12 protein-coding genes and 4 tRNA genes are annotated in these 17674 nt (G+C 53.4%); 1 reads left to right on the top strand and 15 read right to left on the bottom strand.

The genetic code is table 11. From position 1 onward, the window contains the following. Nucleotides 1–4: 4 nt before the first annotated feature. From rpoC to NR795_RS20415, 13 genes are all read right to left on the bottom strand, one after another. Nucleotides 5–4228 (bottom strand): DNA-directed RNA polymerase subunit beta', encoded by a 4224-nt coding sequence (gene rpoC / locus NR795_RS20475; protein ID WP_144819385.1) that lies wholly within the window; start codon nt 4226–4228, stop codon nt 5–7. Between the two features lie 76 nt (nt 4229–4304). Continuing rightward, complete coding sequence (gene rpoB / locus NR795_RS20470; RefSeq protein ID WP_042395609.1) at nt 4305–8333, bottom strand: DNA-directed RNA polymerase subunit beta; 4029 nt, start codon at nt 8331–8333, stop codon at nt 4305–4307. Between the two features lie 321 nt (nt 8334–8654). Further along, nucleotides 8655–9020 carry a 50S ribosomal protein L7/L12 gene (rplL, locus tag NR795_RS20465; protein WP_003033114.1) on the bottom strand — a complete coding sequence of 122 codons (366 nt, stop codon included), beginning with the start codon at nt 9018–9020 and terminating at the stop codon, nt 8655–8657. A gap of 66 nt (nt 9021–9086) precedes the next feature. Next, nucleotides 9087–9584 carry a 50S ribosomal protein L10 gene (gene rplJ / locus NR795_RS20460; RefSeq protein WP_001207203.1) on the bottom strand — a complete coding sequence of 166 codons (498 nt, stop codon included), beginning with the start codon at nt 9582–9584 and terminating at the stop codon, nt 9087–9089. Nucleotides 9585–9854: 270 nt separating this feature from the next. After that, nucleotides 9855–10559: a 50S ribosomal protein L1 gene (gene rplA, locus NR795_RS20455; RefSeq protein ID WP_144819384.1), complete on the bottom strand. Its 705-nt coding sequence runs from the start codon at nt 10557–10559 to the stop codon at nt 9855–9857. Between the two features lie 3 nt (nt 10560–10562). Continuing rightward, nucleotides 10563–10991, bottom strand: a complete 429-nt coding sequence (gene rplK, locus NR795_RS20450; RefSeq protein WP_042395618.1) for a 50S ribosomal protein L11 — start codon at nt 10989–10991, stop codon at nt 10563–10565. Nucleotides 10992–11154: 163 nt separating this feature from the next. Beyond that, entirely contained in the window at nt 11155–11700 is a 546-nt protein-coding gene (gene nusG / locus NR795_RS20445; protein WP_007665882.1) for a transcription termination/antitermination protein NusG, read from the bottom strand. Between the two features lies 1 nt (nt 11701). Beyond that, nucleotides 11702–12085: a preprotein translocase subunit SecE gene (gene secE, locus NR795_RS20440; protein WP_003862342.1), complete on the bottom strand. Its 384-nt coding sequence runs from the start codon at nt 12083–12085 to the stop codon at nt 11702–11704. Nucleotides 12086–12304: 219 nt separating this feature from the next. After that, a complete protein-coding gene (gene tuf / locus NR795_RS20435; RefSeq protein WP_115084474.1) occupies nt 12305–13489 on the bottom strand; it encodes an elongation factor Tu in 1185 nt (394 codons plus the stop codon). A 118-nt stretch (nt 13490–13607) separates the two neighbouring features. Then, nucleotides 13608–13683, bottom strand: a tRNA-Thr gene (locus NR795_RS20430). 6 nt (nt 13684–13689) lie between these two features. Next, nucleotides 13690–13764: transfer RNA gene (locus NR795_RS20425), tRNA-Gly, on the bottom strand. Between the two features lie 115 nt (nt 13765–13879). Continuing rightward, a tRNA-Tyr gene (locus NR795_RS20420) sits at nt 13880–13964 on the bottom strand. Between the two features lie 8 nt (nt 13965–13972). Next, a tRNA-Thr gene (locus tag NR795_RS20415) sits at nt 13973–14048 on the bottom strand. Between the two features lie 401 nt (nt 14049–14449). On the opposite strand from NR795_RS20415, the gene coaA reads away from it, so the two are divergent. Beyond that, the gene (gene coaA / locus NR795_RS20410) at nt 14450–15400 is read left to right on the top strand and encodes a type I pantothenate kinase (RefSeq protein WP_222126340.1); all 951 of its coding nucleotides are present in this window, start codon (nt 14450–14452) and stop codon (nt 15398–15400) included. 31 nt (nt 15401–15431) lie between these two features. Here coaA and birA read toward each other — a convergent pair whose 3' ends face one another. Together birA and murB are read right to left on the bottom strand one after the other, a co-directional pair. After that, entirely contained in the window at nt 15432–16394 is a 963-nt protein-coding gene (gene birA / locus NR795_RS20405; RefSeq protein WP_144819429.1) for a bifunctional biotin--[acetyl-CoA-carboxylase] ligase/biotin operon repressor BirA, read from the bottom strand. Further along, on the bottom strand, nt 16391–17419 hold the full coding sequence (gene murB, locus NR795_RS20400; protein ID WP_257759197.1) for a UDP-N-acetylmuramate dehydrogenase: 1029 nt from the start codon (nt 17417–17419) through the stop codon (nt 16391–16393). The genes birA and murB overlap by 4 nt, the downstream gene beginning before the upstream one ends. Nucleotides 17420–17674 lie beyond the last annotated feature (255 nt).

The following is a 17674-nucleotide window of genomic DNA, read 5'->3' as shown; positions in this document are numbered from 1 at the left end:
AGCGTTAGTCGTTGTCGGAACCGCCCAGGCCTGCGTTCAGCAGCTCTGCCAGGCTGGCAGAAGCGTCTTCAGCAGTCACCTGCGGTGCTGCCGGCAGTTCGCCAGCGGCACGACGGCGCATACGATCCTGGTGGTACGCATAACCGGTACCGGCCGGGATCAGACGACCCACGATAACGTTCTCTTTCAGACCGCGCAGTTCGTCGCGTTTGCCCGCAACGGCTGCTTCGGTAAGCACACGAGTCGTCTCCTGGAACGATGCCGCGGAGATGAAGGACTCGGTTGCCAGAGACGCTTTGGTAATACCCAGCAGATCGCGAGCATAGGTTGCTGCGATTTTGCCGTTCGCTTCCAGATCGCGGTTGGCGATCTTGACGCGAGAGTATTCCACCTGCTCGCCTTCGAGGAAGTCGGAGCTTCCTGCGTTAGCAATGGTGGCTTTACGCAGCATCTGACGCACGATAACTTCGATGTGCTTATCGTTGATCTTAACGCCCTGCAGACGGTAAACGTCCTGCACTTCGTTGGTGATGTAACGCGTAACCGCGTGAACGCCACGAAGACGCAGAATGTCGTGCGGTGCTTCCGGACCGTCGGAAACCACGTCACCACGCTCTACACGCTCGCCTTCAAACACGTTGAGCTGACGCCATTTCGGGATCATCTCTTCGTACGGATCGCTACCGTCTAACGGCGTGATAACCAGACGACGTTTCCCTTTGGTCTCTTTACCGAAGGAGATGATACCGCTGATTTCCGCCAGGATTGCTGGCTCTTTCGGACGACGCGCTTCGAACAGATCCGCAACGCGCGGCAGACCACCGGTGATATCTTTGGTACCGCTGGATTCCTGAGGAATACGCGCCAGAGCATCACCCGCACCGATCTGCACGCCATCTTCCAGCTGGACAATCGCTTTACCCGGCAGGAAGTACTGAGCCGGCATATCGGTGCCCGGGATCAGAACGTCGTTACCGTTCGCATCAACGATTTTCAGCGCCGGACGCAGATCTTTACCACCCGCGGTACGTTCTGCAGAATCCAGAACCACCAGCGAGGAGAGACCGGTCAGTTCGTCGGTCTGACGAGTAATCGTCTGGCCGTCGATCATATCAGTGAAGCGGATGAAACCAGCCACTTCAGTGATTACCGGCATGGTGTGCGGATCCCAGTTTGCTACGGTCTCGCCGCCAGCAACCTGCTCGCCATCACCCTTGGCCATAACCGCACCGTAAGGCACTTTATAGCTCTCTTTGGTACGACCGAATTCGTCGATCAGCTTCAGCTCGGTGTTACGGGAGGTCACCACCAGCTTACCGCTAGAGTTCACAACCGATTTCGCGTTGCTGAGCTTGATGCTACCTTTGTTTTTCACCTGGATGCTGGACTCAGCAGCCGCACGCGATGCCGCACCACCGATGTGGAACGTACGCATGGTCAGCTGTGTACCCGGCTCACCGATGGACTGTGCCGCGATAACGCCGATAGCCTCACCTTTGTTGATGATGTGGCCACGCGCCAGGTCACGACCGTAGCAGTGGGCACACACACCAAAGTCGGTGTCACAGGATACAACGGAACGCACTTTCACAGAGTCAACGGAGTTCTCTTCCAACAGGTCACACATCTGCTCATGCAGCAGCGTGTTGCGTGGAACCAGAATGTCCGCCGTACCCGGCTTCAGGATATCTTCCGCAGTTACACGACCCAGAACGCGATCGCGCAGCGGCTCTTTAACGTCACCACCCTCGATAACCGGGGTCATGGTGATGCCTTCCAGCGTGCCACAGTCATCTTCGGTAACAACCAGATCCTGCGCAACGTCAACCAGACGACGCGTCAGGTAACCGGAGTTTGCCGTTTTCAGTGCGGTATCCGCCAGACCTTTACGCGCACCGTGCGTGGAGATGAAGTACTGGAGTACGTTCAGACCTTCACGGAAGTTCGCGGTGATCGGCGTTTCGATGATGGAGCCATCCGGCTTCGCCATCAGACCACGCATACCTGCCAGCTGACGAATCTGTGCCGCAGAACCACGCGCACCGGAGTCGGCCATCATGTAGATGCTGTTGAAGGAGACCTGCTGCTCTTCTACGCCGTCACGGTTAATCACGGTTTCGGTTTGCAGGTTATCCATCATCGCTTTGGATACACGATCGTTCGCCGCAGCCCAGATATCGATAACTTTGTTGTAGCGTTCGCCAGCGGTTACCAGGCCAGACTGGAACTGCTCCTGAATCTCAGCAACTTCAGCTTCTGCTTCGCTGATGATCTCGTATTTTTTCTCCGGGATGACCATGTCATCGATACCAACGGATGCACCTGAACGCGCTGCGTAAGCAAAGCCGGTGTACATCGTCTGGTCCGCAAAAATAACGGTCGGTTTCAGGCCCAGAATGCGGTAACAGGTGTTCAGCATTTTGGAGATCGCTTTCTTGCCCAGCGCCTGGTTGACGATGGAGAAAGGCAGACCTTTCGGTACGATCATCCACAGAATGGCACGGCCAACGGTCGTGTCTTTAATGCTGGTTTTCGCAACGAACTCGCCGTTTTCATCTTTTTCATATTCGGTGATACGCACTTTAACGCGCGCATGCAGAGAGGCCAGGCCAGCGCGATAGATACGCTCGGCTTCTTTCGGGCCAGTCAGCACCATGCCTTCGCCTTTGGCGTTAACACAGTCACGGGTCATGTAGTACAGACCCAGTACAACGTCCTGAGACGGAACGATGATAGGTTCGCCGTTCGCCGGAGACAGAATGTTGTTGGTAGACATCATCAGCGCACGCGCTTCCAGCTGGGCTTCCAGCGTCAGCGGTACGTGAACAGCCATCTGGTCACCATCGAAGTCGGCGTTGTATGCCGCACAAACCAGCGGGTGCAGCTGGATTGCTTTACCTTCGATCAGAACCGGTTCAAATGCCTGGATACCCAAACGGTGCAGGGTTGGTGCACGGTTCAGCAGTACCGGGTGTTCGCGGATCACTTCGTCCAGGATATCCCAAACGACAGCTTCTTCACGCTCAACCATCTTCTTAGCGGCTTTGATGGTGGTGGCCAGGCCACGCAGCTCCAGCTTGCCGTAGATGAACGGTTTGAACAGCTCCAGCGCCATTTTCTTCGGCAGGCCGCACTGATGCAGACGCAGGTATGGACCTACGGTGATAACAGAACGACCAGAGTAGTCAACACGCTTACCGAGCAGGTTCTGACGGAAACGACCCTGCTTACCTTTGATCATATCGGCCAAAGATTTCAGCGGACGCTTGTTAGAGCCGGTGATGGCACGACCGCGACGGCCGTTATCCAGCAGGGCATCTACCGCTTCCTGCAGCATACGTTTTTCGTTACGTACGATGATGTCTGGCGCAGCCAGATCCAGCAGACGCTTCAGACGGTTGTTACGGTTGATCACGCGACGATACAGATCGTTCAGATCTGACGTAGCGAAACGACCGCCGTCCAGCGGTACCAGCGGACGCAGATCTGGCGGCAGAACCGGCAGAACGGTCAGGATCATCCACTCCGGCTTGTTGCCAGACTGTACGAACGCTTCCAGCAGCTTGATACGCTTGGTCAGCTTCTTACGCTTGGTTTCGGAGTTAGTTTCGTTCAGCTCTTCACGCAGCTGCTCGCACTCTTGCTCCAGATCCATGCTCTTCAGCAGGGCCTGGATAGCTTCCGCACCCATCTTCGCGTCGAACTCGTCACCGAACTCTTCCAGCGCGTCCAGATACTGCTCTTCAGTCAGGATCTGATGACGCTCCAGGTTGGTCATGCCGCCTTCGATAACCACATAGGATTCGAAGTACAGCACGCGCTCGATATCACGCAGGGGCATATCCAGCAGCAGACCGATACGGGACGGCAGCGATTTCAGGAACCAAATGTGGGCAGTCGGAGACGCCAGCTCGATGTGGCCCATGCGCTCACGACGCACTTTAGTCTGGGTCACTTCAACGCCGCACTTCTCACAGATCACACCACGGTGTTTCAGGCGCTTGTACTTACCGCACAGGCACTCGTAATCTTTTACTGGCCCGAAAATACGCGCACAGAAAAGGCCGTCACGCTCAGGTTTGAACGTACGGTAGTTAATGGTTTCCGGCTTTTTCACTTCACCGAAAGACCATGAACGGATCATGTCTGGCGAAGCCAGAGCAATTTTGATCGCATCAAACTCTTCGGTTTTAGTCTGCGCTTTCAGAAACTTTAATAAATCTTTCACGGATTTGCTCCCGTCGGAGTTAGCACAATCTGGTGCCGGGTATTACCCCAGCACCAGTGACCTGTTTGAGCGAGAGTTACTCGTCTTCCAGTTCGATGTTGATACCCAGCGAACGAATCTCTTTCAACAGTACGTTGAAGGACTCAGGCATGCCCGGTTCCATCTGATGGTTGCCGTCCACGATGTTTTTATACATCTTAGTACGACCGTTCACGTCATCAGACTTAACGGTGAGCATTTCCTGCAGGGTGTATGCTGCGCCGTATGCTTCCAGCGCCCACACTTCCATCTCCCCGAAGCGCTGACCACCGAACTGCGCCTTACCACCCAGCGGCTGCTGAGTAACCAGGCTGTAAGAACCGGTAGAACGCGCGTGCATCTTGTCATCAACCAAGTGGTTCAGTTTCAGCATGTACATGTAGCCAACGGTAACCTGGCGCTCGAACTGCTCGCCGGTACGACCGTCGAACAGCGTGATCTGACCGGACGTCGGCAGGCCACCCAGCTGTAACAGCTCCTTGATTTCAGACTCTTTCGCACCGTCGAAGACCGGCGTTGCGATTGGCATACCTTTGCGCAGGTTTTCAGCCAGACGCAGAACTTCTTCATCGCTGAAGGTATTCAGGTCAACTTTCTGGCGAACGTCAGTGCCCAGATCGTACGCACGCTGGATGAACTCGCGCAGTTTCGCGACCTCTTCCTGCTGCTTCAGCATGGCGTTGATTTTCTCGCCGATGCCTTTCGCAGCCATACCCAGGTGGGTTTCGAGGATCTGACCAATGTTCATACGAGACGGTACACCCAGCGGGTTCAGTACGATGTCGACCGGCGTGCCGTTCTCATCGTAAGGCATATCTTCGATCGGGTTGATCTTAGAGATAACACCCTTGTTACCGTGACGACCCGCCATTTTATCACCCGGCTGGATCTGACGTTTCACGGCCAGATACACTTTAACAATCTTCAGCACGCCCGGTGCCAGATCGTCGCCCTGAGTGATTTTGCGGCGTTTCGCTTCGAGTTTCTTCTCGAACTCGTGTTTCAGTTCGTCATACTGCTCAGCCAGCTGTTCCAGCTGATTCTGTTTCTCTTCGTCGGTCAGGCCCAGCTCCAACCAGCGGTCGCGCGGCAGTTTGTCGAGCTTCTCAGCTTCAACGCCACCGGATACCAGCACGGCATGGATACGGCTGAACAGGCCAGCTTCGAGGATCTGCAGTTCTTCAGACAGGTCTTTTTTCGCCTGCTTCAGCTGCATCTCTTCGATTTCCAGCGCACGTTTGTCTTTCTCTACGCCATCGCGAGTAAAGACCTGAACGTCGATAACCGTACCGGAAACACCGTTTGGTACGCGCAGAGAGGAGTCTTTAACGTCAGACGCTTTCTCACCGAAGATCGCACGCAGCAGCTTCTCTTCTGGCGTCAGCTGGGTTTCACCTTTCGGCGTTACCTTACCAACCAGAATGTCACCGCCGGTCACTTCCGCACCGATGTAAACGATACCGGATTCATCCAGTTTAGAGAGCGCAGCTTCACCCACGTTCGGGATGTCAGCGGTGATCTCTTCCGGCCCCAGCTTGGTGTCACGAGACACGCACGCCAGTTCCTGAATGTGGATGGTGGTGAAACGATCTTCCTGGACCACACGCTCGGAAACGAGGATGGAGTCTTCGAAGTTGTAACCGTTCCACGGCATGAACGCTACGCGCATGTTCTGACCCAGCGCCAGCTCACCGAGGTCGGTGGACGGGCCGTCTGCCAGCACGTCGCCACGTTCGATTGGCTCACCCAGAGAGACACACGGCATCTGGTTGATACAGGTGTTCTGGTTAGAACGGGTGTACTTGGTCAGGTTGTAGATGTCGATACCCGCTTCGCCCGGGTACATCTCGTCGTCGTTAACTTTGATAACGATACGGGACGCATCCACGTACTGAACGGTACCGCCACGTTTCGCCACCGCAGTTACACCGGAGTCAACGGCAACAGCACGTTCCATCCCGGTACCTACCAGCGGCTTATCAGCGCGCAGGGTCGGAACCGCCTGACGTTGCATGTTCGCACCCATCAATGCACGGTTGGCGTCATCGTGTTCCAGGAACGGGATCAGGGACGCACCGACGGAAACCACCTGCTGGGTGGAAACGTCCATGTAGTCAACCTGGTCGTTGCTGAACAAGCTGGATTCGCCTTTGCTACGGCAGGTAACGAGGTCATCAACAAAACGACCTTCTTCGTCCAGGTTGGTGTTCGCCTGGGCGATAACGTAGTTACCCTCTTCGATAGCAGAGAGGTAATGGATCTCGTCGGTCACAACGCCGTCGGTGACTTTACGGTACGGCGTCTCAAGGAAGCCATATTCGTTAGTCTGTGCGTACACGGACAGGGAGTTGATCAGACCGATGTTCGGACCTTCAGGCGTTTCGATAGGACATACGCGACCGTAGTGGGTCGGGTGTACGTCTCGAACTTCAAAGCCTGCGCGCTCACGGGTCAGACCGCCCGGGCCCAGTGCAGAGATACGACGCTTGTGCGTGATCTCAGACAGCGGGTTGTTCTGGTCCATAAACTGAGACAGCTGGCTGGAGCCAAAGAACTCTTTCACTGCCGCAGAGATCGGCTTGGCGTTGATCATATCCTGAGGCATCAGGGTGTCGAGATCGCCCAGTGAGAGACGCTCTTTCACTGCACGCTCAACGCGCACCAGGCCAACGCGGAACTGGTTTTCCGCCATTTCGCCTACGGAACGGATACGACGGTTGCCGAGGTGGTCGATATCATCCACTTCGCCAATACCGTTACGGATACCGATGAGCTTTTTCATCACCTGGATGATGTCATCTTTGCTCAGGATACCGGAACCTTCGATCTCGTCACGCAGCAGAGAACGGTTGAACTTCATACGACCAACCGCAGAGAGATCGTAGCGGTCTTCGGAGAAGAACAGGTTCTCGAACAGGCTTTCCGCTGCTTCACGGGTCGGCGGCTCACCAGGACGCATCATGCGGTAAATCTCTACCAGCGCGCTCAGGCGATCGGTAGTTGGATCGACACGAATCGTTTCCGACATGTACGCGCCGTGATCCAGATCGTTGGTGAACAGCGTTTCGATACGTTTATGACCGGACTGGCTCAGCTTAGCCAGCAGATCCAGAGACAGCTCCATGTTCGCCGGGCAGATCAGCTCGCCGGTGGAGGTATCAACGTAATCTTTTGCAGCCACTTTGCCCGCAATGTATTCAACCGGTACTTCGATGTGTTTGATCTCATCTTTTTCCAGCTGGCGAATGTGGCGCGCGGTAATACGGCGGCCTTTTTCGACATACACTTTGCCGTCGGCTTCGATATCAAACGAGGCGGTTTCGCCACGCAGACGCTCCGGGACCAACTCCATCTGCAGCTTGTTGTCGCGGATTTCGAAAGTGACTTTTTCAAAGAACAGGTCAAGGATCTGCTCAGTGGTATAGTTCAGCGCGCGCAGGATGATGGTCGCAGGCAGCTTACGGCGACGGTCGATACGCACGAACAGGTTGTCTTTCGGGTCAAACTCGAAGTCCAGCCAGGAGCCGCGGTAAGGAATGATGCGCGCGTTATACAGTACTTTACCTGAAGAGTGCGTTTTACCTTTGTCGCTGTCAAAGAATACGCCAGGACTACGGTGAAGCTGAGACACGATGACGCGCTCAGTACCGTTAATAACAAAGGTACCGTTATCGGTCATGAGCGGAATTTCGCCCATGTAAACTTCTTGCTCTTTGATGTCTTTAACGGTGCCTTCCGGCGCTTCGCGCTCGTAGATCACCAGGCGCAGTTTTACGCGCAGCGGTGCCGAGTAGGTCACGCCGCGGATCTGGCACTCTTTCACATCAAAGACAGGCTCGCCCAGACGGTAGCTGACGTATTGCAGCTCGGAGTTACCGCTGTAGCTCGCGATCGGGAACACGGAACGAAACGCCGCTTCCAGACCATATTGTCCTTCAGGATCTTGCTCGATAAACTTCTGGAACGAGTCAAGCTGGATAGAAAGGAGATAAGGAATGTCCAGTACTTGCGGACGCTTTCCAAAATCCTTACGAATACGTTTTTTCTCGGTATAGGAGTAAACCATTAGGGTTCCTCAGCTCGCTGACAAGTCGACCCATCTGCCCGACGACGGGGGCAGTTTGTGCAACACTATTTTGTTGACCGGAAAGTGGAGCACTTTCCGCAATGCTTGTTGCTATCACGCTTAAACCATTTCGTCGCGATTTACACAGTGCTCACGCGCTGTCGCAATATATTAAGTCGTCGATAGAAACAAGCATTGTGAGGGAGATCAGTAGCCAAACAGTGTGAAACGCTACTAACACCCTACAGCGCAAAAAGGCTGGTGACTAAAAAGTCACCAGCCATCAGCCTAATTTCTCAGGCTGCAACCGGAAGGGTTGGCTTATTTAACTTCAACTTCAGCGCCAGCTTCTTCCAGAGATTTTTTCAGAGCTTCGGCGTCGTCTTTGCTGATGCCTTCTTTCAGAGCGGCAGGAGCAGATTCTACCAGGTCTTTAGCTTCTTTCAGACCCAGGCCAGTTGCGCCACGTACTGCTTTGATAACAGCAACTTTGTTAGCGCCAGCGGCTTTCAGAATAACGTCGAATTCAGTTTTCTCTTCAGCAGCTTCAGCCGGGCCTGCAGCAACAGCTACAGCAGCAGCAGCGGAAACACCGAATTTTTCTTCCATTGCAGAGATCAGCTCTACAACGTCCATTACGGACATAGCGGATACTGCTTCAATGATTTGATCTTTAGTGATAGACATTTAAATTGTTCCTGAATATCAGAATAAGTTTATACGTAAGCAGATGCTTGATAAAGATAACTGCGATTAAGCAGCTTCTTTCGCATCGCGTACAGCAGCCAGAGTGCGAACCAGTTTGCCTGCAGAGGCTTCTTTCATGGTTGCCATCAGGCGTGCAATTGCTTCTTCGTAGGTCGGCAGGGTTGCCAGGCGATCGATCTGCGATGCCGGGATCAACTCACCTTCAAAGGCTGCGGCTTTAACCTCAAATTTTGCATTCGCTTTCGCGAACTCTTTGAACAGACGAGCAGCAGCGCCCGGGTGTTCCATAGAGTATGCAATCAGGGTCGGACCAACAAACGTGTCTTTCAGGCACTCGAACTGAGTACCCTCAACGACGCGGCGCAGCAGGGTGTTACGAACAACACGCATGTAAACGCCAGCTTCACGACCTGCTTTACGCAGTTCAGTCATTTTGTCTACAGTAACGCCACGGGAATCCGCAACTACTGCAGACAGCGCGCCTTTGGCTACTTCGCTGACTTCAGCAACAATCGCTTGTTTGTCTTGAAGATTTAAAGCCATTAGCTTTGCTCCTGGATGTTTGCCAGAGCTCATGCTCTGGAACTCACTTCACTCCCCTCAAAGAAGGGAGCGTCTAAATACGGTGAGCAGAAACAAGCCAAAGATACTTAAAAAATGTCTTCAGGTTCTGTCACCGTCTACGCAGGGAATTAAGTCTCTTGCGAGACACCTGCGGTCTTGGACGGAGGCCTGGATTAGGCCAGGCTCCAACCGAAAATCTTTCGTGGGCGAAGATTGTAGACAAATCCACCGCCCACGTAAAGGCGAATATTAGTTCGCCGCTGCGCTCAGACCAGCCTGGTCAACCGCAACACCTGCACCCATGGTGGTGGAGATGCTAACTTTCTTGATGTACACGCCTTTCGCCTGAGTCGGTTTTGCTTTTTTCAGCGCAACCAGCAGGGCTTCCAGGTTTTCTTTCAGTTTGTCAGCGTCAAAGTCCACTTTACCGATGGTGGTGTGGATGATGCCGTTTTTGTCGTTACGGTAACGAACCTGACCTGCTTTAGCGTTCTTAACTGCTTCAGCAACGTTAGGGGTTACGGTACCGACTTTCGGGTTCGGCATCAGGCCGCGCGGGCCCAGAACCTGGCCAAGCTGGCCAACAACGCGCATTGCATCCGGGGAAGCAATAACAACGTCAAAGTTCATTTCGCCTTTCTTGATCTGATCGGCCAGATCTTCCATACCTACCAGCTCTGCGCCGGCAGCTTTAGCTGCTTCAGCGTTCGGGCCCTGGGCAAATACGGCTACACGTACGGAACGACCGGTGCCGTTAGGCAGTACGGTTGCGCCACGAACGTTCTGGTCAGATTTACGAGCGTCGATGCCGAGGTTAACAGCAACGTCAACGCTTTCGTTGAATTTAGCGGTAGCCAGCTCTTTCAGCAGAGCGATAGCTTCGTTGATGTCGTACTGCTTGGTTGCATCAACTTTCTCACGGATAACACGCATGCGCTTGGTCAGTTTAGTCATGTCTTAACCCTCCACTACCAGGCCCATGGAACGAGCAGTACCTTCGATGGAGCGAGTCATCGCTTCAACGTCTGCACCAGTCATGTCCGCCGCTTTAGTCTGTGCAATTTCTTGCAGCTGAGCGCGAGTAATTGTACCCACTTTGTCTTTGTTCGGCTTGCCAGAACCAGACTTGATACCAGCCGCTTTCTTCAGCAGTACAGCTGCCGGAGGCGTTTTGGTAACGAAAGTGAAAGAACGGTCAGCGTAAACGGTAATAACAACCGGAATCGGCAGACCTTTCTCGATGGAATCAGTTTTGGCGTTAAACGCTTTACAGAATTCCATGATGTTAACACCCTGCTGACCCAGAGCCGGACCAACCGGTGGGCTCGGGTTTGCCATGCCAGCTGCAACCTGCAGCTTGACGTAGGCCTGGACTTTCTTAGCCATTCTTAAATCCTCAGTATGGGTAATAGCGCTTCAATGAAGCTCCCCGTGATAAATAGTGTGTCTTACGGGTACGTGACCCATAAAAACAAAAGGCGCGAAATTGTAGTCCAATCTCGCGCCTTGTGCAACGGGTAAATCGTTGCTTTTTTGATCGCCTGGGCTATTAGGCTTTTTCGACCTGGCCGAAGTCCAGCTCTACCGGCGTCGCACGACCGAAGATAGAGACAGAAACCTTCAGGCGGGACTTCTCGTAGTCCACCTCTTCCACCACGCCGTTAAAGTCAGCAAACGGACCGTCGTTAACACGGACCATTTCACCCGGCTCAAACAGGGTTTTCGGACGCGGCTTGTCGCCAACCTGCTGCAGGCGGTTCATGATAGCGTCAACTTCTTTGTCGCTGATCGGGGCCGGACGGTCTGACGTACCGCCGATAAAGCCCATCACGCGCGGCACGCTGCGCACCAGGTGCCAGCTGGCGTCGTTCATAACCATCTGGACCAGAACGTAACCTGGGAAGAACTTGCGCTCGCTTTTGCGGCGCTGGCCGCCACGGATCTCGACCACTTCTTCGGTCGGTACCATGACTTCGCCAAACAGCTCTTCCATATTATGTAATTTGATATGCTCACGCAGCGAAGTCGCTACGCGGCCTTCAAAACCGGAAAACGCCTGAACGACGTACCAGCGCTTTTTAGGGGCTTCAGACATCTCAGAACCTCAGGCCAGTGATAAAGGATACCAGGCGAACCAGAATACCATCCAGTCCCCACAGGATAAGTGACATAACAGCGGTCACTGCGGCCACAATCAGTGTAGTGTGCAACGTTTCCTGGCGAGTTGGCCAAATCACTTTACGGACTTCGGTTCTCGCTTCACGGGCAAAAGCTACGGTCGCTTTACCCTTTGTCGTCAACAGCGCGACACCACCCGCTGCAGCAATAAGAATTACTACTGCCAGCGCGCGTAACGGCAGCATCATGTCACGATAGAGGTAGTTGCCAACGATAGCTACGATCAGCAATACAGCAACGACAACCCACTTCATCGCTTCCAGGCCGCGCCCGCTCCCTTGAGCTTCGGTATTCGCACTCATAAACCAACCTGTCACAAGAATTCAGAAAAACATTTTGCCCCGCGGACGCGAGGCAAACCTAACCGAAATGCTCCGGCTCTTACGCCATCTACAGAGCCTGTCTCAGCAATGATTATGACAAAAAAAATCACTGATGAGCCAGGTTCTGGTTCGAAAGCGTGCAAAAAGGGCATCAAATGATGCCCTTTTCATGCGCATTGCGTCAAATGTTATCAGCGATTAGCTGAGAACTTTAGCAACAACGCCTGCGCCAACGGTACGGCCGCCTTCACGGATTGCGAAACGCAGACCGTCGTCCATCGCGATCGGGTGGATCAGGGTAACAACCATTTTGATGTTGTCGCCCGGCATAACCATCTCAACGCCTTCCGGCAGTTCGATGGTGCCAGTCACGTCAGTTGTACGGAAGTAGAACTGCGGACGGTAGCCTTTGAAGAACGGAGTGTGACGGCCGCCTTCGTCTTTGGACAGGATGTACACTTCGGATTCGAACTTGGTGTGCGGCTTGATTGAGCCCGGCTTAGCCAGAACCTGGCCACGCTGGATCTCTTCACGCTTGATACCACGCAGCAGAACGCCGCAGTTCTCGCCCGCGCGACCTTCGTCCAGCAGTTTGCGGAACATTTCAACGCCGGTACAGGTAGATTTCGCAGTATCTTTGATACCAACGATTTCAACTTCTTCACCAACTTTGATGATACCGCGCTCTACACGACCGGTAACAACGGTACCACGACCGGAGATGGAGAATACGTCTTCGATCGGCAGCAGGAACGGCTTGTCAATCGCACGCTCTGGTTCCGGGATGTAGGAATCCAGGTAGCCAGCCAGCTCAACGATTTTCTCTTCCCACTCAGCTTCGCCTTCCAGCGCTTTCAGCGCGGAACCACGAATGATCGGGGTGTCGTCGCCCGGGAAGTCGTACTGGGACAGAAGTTCACGCACTTCCATCTCAACCAGTTCCAGCAGCTCTTCGTCATCAACCATGTCGCATTTGTTCAGGAACACGATGATGTACGGAACGCCTACCTGACGACCCAGCAGGATGTGCTCACGGGTCTGCGGCATCGGGCCGTCAGTCGCAGCAACAACCAGGATCGCGCCGTCCATCTGCGCGGCACCGGTGATCATGTTTTTAACATAGTCGGCGTGGCCCGGGCAGTCTACGTGTGCGTAGTGGCGAGTCGGGGTGTCATACTCAACGTGAGAGGTGTTGATGGTGATACCACGAGCTTTCTCTTCCGGCGCGTTATCGATCTGGTCGAATGCACGAGCAGAACCACCGTAGGTTTTAGCCAGAACGGTAGTGATGGCAGCGGTCAGCGTTGTTTTACCATGGTCAACGTGGCCGATAGTACCGACGTTAACGTGCGGTTTTGTACGTTCAAACTTTTCTTTAGACATCGATTGTCCCTCTAAGACACGGATAAATCGGTGATATCACCACATCAACCAGGCAACATGCCCGACTTGTTGAATGCTTTTAAATGTAAACAGAGAGAAACGGGAGGGAGAAGTGAAGTGGTGCTGATACCCAGAGTCGAACTGGGGACCTCACCCTTACCAAGGGTGCGCTCTACCAACTGAGCCATATCAGCACGTATTGGAGCGGGCAGCGGGAATCGAACCCGCATCATCAGCTTGGAAGGCTGAGGTAATAGCCATTATACGATGCCCGCATCCTGAAACTCGGCTACCCAGTTCTTTCTGTAACAAAAAAGAGATTGCTCTCTTTTTATGTTCGAGCTGCTTAATTTTTTAACCAGCTCAGGCGGCAATTATGCTGCCAGAAAGTGGTGGTGGGGGAAGGATTCGAACCTTCGAAGTCTGTGACGGCAGATTTACAGTCTGCTCCCTTTGGCCGCTCGGGAACCCCACCGGACTTGATGGTGCCGACTACCGGAATCGAACTGGTGACCTACTGATTACAAGTCAGTTGCTCTACCTACTGAGCTAAGTCGGCATCAAGTAGCGCGCATTCTAGGGAGCCTGGCGGGTTCATGCAACAAAAAAATCGCATAAAACGTTCTCTTGCTCACATTTTGTGCGCTGACATGAAAAAATGCTGTCATTTCATGCAACGGCGAGCAAATATTCAACGTTTTATCGCTTCGTAAAGCGGAAAGGGAATATCAAAAAGCGGCGAAATCACCGTGGGCCGATCCTGTTACGTGATGCGTATCAGTGAAAGCACTATTCGCCACTATTTTTTCTTATCCTTACCTGCAATCTGATGTTACCCTCCTGCCCATTGTCCATAATAAACTTCAATGTAGCGTGCTATTGAGCTGTCTTTCAGGACTGCGCATCGCTGAACGTTTATCCTCGGAACGGTGACGATAAATGGCACGCAGAAACATGCTTATGAATGCAGCAGAGCAAACGTTAATGACGCCTTACTTACAGTTTAACCGCAGCCAGTGGGCTGCACTTCGTGACTCGGTGCCGATGACCCTGACGGAAGGGGAAATTGCGCGGTTAAAAGGTATTAATGAAGATCTCTCCCTTGAAGAGGTTGCAGAGATCTATCTGCCTCTGTCGCGTTTACTCAATTTCTATATTAGCTCTAACCTGCGCCGTCAGGCCGTACTGGAGCAGTTCTTGGGTACTAACGGGCAGCGTATCCCGTATATCATCAGCATTGCCGGCAGCGTGGCCGTAGGGAAAAGTACCACCGCTCGTGTACTGCAGGCGCTGCTGAGCCGCTGGCCTGAGCATCGCCGGGTAGAGTTAATTACTACCGATGGTTTTTTGCATCCTAACCAGGTGCTCAAAGATCGCGGCCTGATGAAGAAGAAAGGCTTTCCTCAGTCCTATGATATGCACCGGCTGGTGAAGTTCGTTGCCGATCTTAAATCAGGCGTGCCGGATGTGACTGCCCCGGTCTACTCTCATCTTATTTATGATGTTATTCCCGATGGGGATAAGACGGTTACCCATCCCGATATTTTAATCCTTGAAGGTCTGAACGTGTTGCAGAGCGGAATGGATTATCCTCACGATCCGCACCACGTATTTGTATCGGACTTTGTCGATTTCTCTATTTACGTTGACGCTCCGGAAGATCTATTACAGCGCTGGTATATCAATCGCTTTTTAAAATTCCGCGAGGGTGCGTTTAGCAACCCGGACTCGTACTTCCACAGCTATGCGAAGCTCTCTGAAGAGGAAGCAGTGAAGGTCGCGACGTCCCTGTGGCAAGAGATTAACTTCCTGAATCTGAAAGAGAACATCTTACCTACTCGTGAGCGCGCTAGCCTGATCATGACTAAAAGTGCTAATCATGCAGTTGAGCAGGTTCGGTTACGCAAATAAAAAAGGGAGCGCTACGCTCCCTGTTTCACTATTATTCCGCGCTTCTTAACGAAATTTCACCGCCCATCCACGCTTTAGTCGCTCCATTTTGCTCAAGCAGCAGTGCGCCTTGTGTATCTATTCCGCGTGAAATACCCACTATCTCTTTATCACCAATAATAAGTTTGACCGGACGGTTAATAAAGTTATCCAACTTTTCCCAGCGGGAAAGATAAGGGGTTAACCCCTCCTGCTCGAACAGCTCCAGCGCAGCGCGTAACTCGTTAATTAGCCGCGCGGCAAGGGTATTACGATCGATGGCGATCCCCGCTTCCTGAAGATTGATCCATCCCTGGTTGATAACGTCAGACTCAACCTTCCGCATCGCCAGATTGATCCCAGCCCCAATAACGATCTGTGCCGCATCGCCCGTCTTTCCCGTCAGCTCAACGAGAATACCGGCCAGTTTGCGATCCTGCAGATAGAGATCGTTGGGCCATTTGACGCGCACCTGGCTGGCACCCAGATCGCGCAGCACTTCTGCCATCACGATACCGATCACCAGGCTCAGGCCAATCGCGGCAGCGGGACCCTGTTCAAGACGCCAGTACATGGAGAGGTAGAGATTCGCGCCAAAAGGAGAGAACCACTTACGCCCGCGCCGGCCCCGCCCCGCCTGCTGATACTCGGCAACGCAGGCATCGCCTGACTGTAAGGTGCCGATACGATCCAGCAGATATTGATTCGTTGAATCAATAACCGGCAGCACGGCAACCTGGCCCTGGTTTATCTGGCTGCTAATAAAATCCTGGCTTAACAGCTGGATAGGCTCCGGTAGGCTATAGCCTTTTCCCGGTACGGTAAAGACATCAACGCCCCAGTCGCGCAGGGTCTGAATGTGCTTGTTAATGGCCGCCCGGCTCATTCCCAGGCGTTCACCCAGCTGCTCTCCTGAATGGAATTCGCCGTCGGCTAAAATTGAAATCAGGGTTAATGGAATAGTATTGTCCTTCACGCGATGATCTCCACGGCGTTCACCTCTCCCGTTGGGCCAATAAAACGCACCTCTGGCTCCAGCCAGACGTTGAATTTTTCTCCCACCTGCTGACGTACATGATGCGCCAGACTTACCACATCTTTGCTGGTCGCCTGATTTTCATTGATAAGCACAAGCGCCTGTTGGCGGTGTACGGCTGCACCGCCTACTGCCGTGCCTTTTAACTGGCAACGATCGATAAGCCAACCGGCAGCCAGCTTGACGGTGCCGTCGGCCTGCGGATAGTGCGGCGCATCAGGATAGTGAGTCAGCAGCTGTCGCGACGTCTCCGCACTCACTACAGGGTTTTTAAAGAAGCTTCCTGCGTTGCCGTTTACTTTCGGATCGGGAAGCTTGCTCATTCGCATATTGCAGACGGTATCAAAAACGTCCTGTGCCGTAACAGTAGCCGGATCGAGGCGCGCCAGATCGCCATAGGTCAGCACCGGCTGCCACGCTTTCGTCAGGCGTATCCCTACCGCGACGATGGCATGACTATGTTGATACTCGTGCTTAAAGATGCTGTCCCGATAGCCAAAGCGGCACTCTTGAGCGGTAAGGCGCTGGGTATGGCCAGTCGCAAGCTCAACGCAGTCGACATACTCGCATACGCGCTGTAGCTCAACGCCATACGCGCCGATGTTTTGAATGGGTGATGAACCTACACAGCCAGGGATCAGGGCCAGATTCTCCAGGCCAGCTATTCCTTGACTCAGCGTATATTGAACCAGTCGGTGCCAGTTTTCTCCTGCGCCAACGTGCAAATGCCAGGCATCGGTTTTTTCAGTGGTATCGATACCCATGATGCGGTTAACAATCACCGTTCCGGCAAAATCATTCAGGAAGAGAACGTTACTCCCTTCGCCCAGAATTAATACAGGCTGTTGGATCTGCACCGCATTCTGCCAGGCGCTAAGGAGCTGTTGCACATTGTTGGCAAGCACGATGTGGTTCGCATTATGCGCAATGCCAAAGGTATTCCAGGGTTTAAGGGAGTGATTCATAGACGCCATCCAAAGACAAAAACAGGGCTAGTGTACCCCATATGCTGGATGTTCGCTTGTGGTTGTCGTTGTAGGTTAATACGCCGGGAGGCACGCCGTTTGCCCGGCCTACGGGAGCGTTGCCGTCTGCGGAACACAACGCAAAAAGGCCATCCTTACGGATGGCCTTCTGCTTGTTTGATGCCTGGCAGTTCCCTACTCTCGCATGGGGAGACCCCACACTACCATCGGCGCTACGGCGTTTCACTTCTGAGT

The organism is Pseudescherichia sp. L3 (genome assembly GCF_024656065.1).
Taxonomy (GTDB): Bacteria; Pseudomonadota; Gammaproteobacteria; order Enterobacterales; family Enterobacteriaceae; genus Pseudescherichia.
This window is presented reverse-complemented; position numbering and strand designations above follow the sequence as displayed.

Bases quoted from the DNA above. Each gene is read 5' to 3' on its own strand.
- rplK (WP_042395618.1), bottom strand. From the start codon at position 10,991: ATGGCTAAGAAAGTCCAGGCCTACGTCAAGCTGCAGGTTGCAGCTGGC.
- rplL (WP_003033114.1), bottom strand. From the start codon at position 9,020: ATGTCTATCACTAAAGATCAAATCATTGAAGCAGTATCCGCTATGTCC.
- murB (WP_257759197.1), bottom strand. From the start codon at position 17,419: ATGAATCACTCCCTTAAACCCTGGAATACCTTTGGCATTGCGCATAAT.
- nusG (WP_007665882.1), bottom strand. From the start codon at position 11,700: ATGTCTGAAGCCCCTAAAAAGCGCTGGTACGTCGTTCAGGCGTTTTCC.
- tuf (WP_115084474.1), bottom strand. From the start codon at position 13,489: ATGTCTAAAGAAAAGTTTGAACGTACAAAACCGCACGTTAACGTCGGT.
- coaA (WP_222126340.1), top strand. From the start codon at position 14,450: ATGAATGCAGCAGAGCAAACGTTAATGACGCCTTACTTACAGTTTAAC.
- rplJ (WP_001207203.1), bottom strand. From the start codon at position 9,584: ATGGCTTTAAATCTTCAAGACAAACAAGCGATTGTTGCTGAAGTCAGC.
- secE (WP_003862342.1), bottom strand. From the start codon at position 12,085: ATGAGTGCGAATACCGAAGCTCAAGGGAGCGGGCGCGGCCTGGAAGCG.
- rpoB (WP_042395609.1), bottom strand. From the start codon at position 8,333: ATGGTTTACTCCTATACCGAGAAAAAACGTATTCGTAAGGATTTTGGA.
- rplA (WP_144819384.1), bottom strand. From the start codon at position 10,559: ATGACTAAACTGACCAAGCGCATGCGTGTTATCCGTGAGAAAGTTGAT.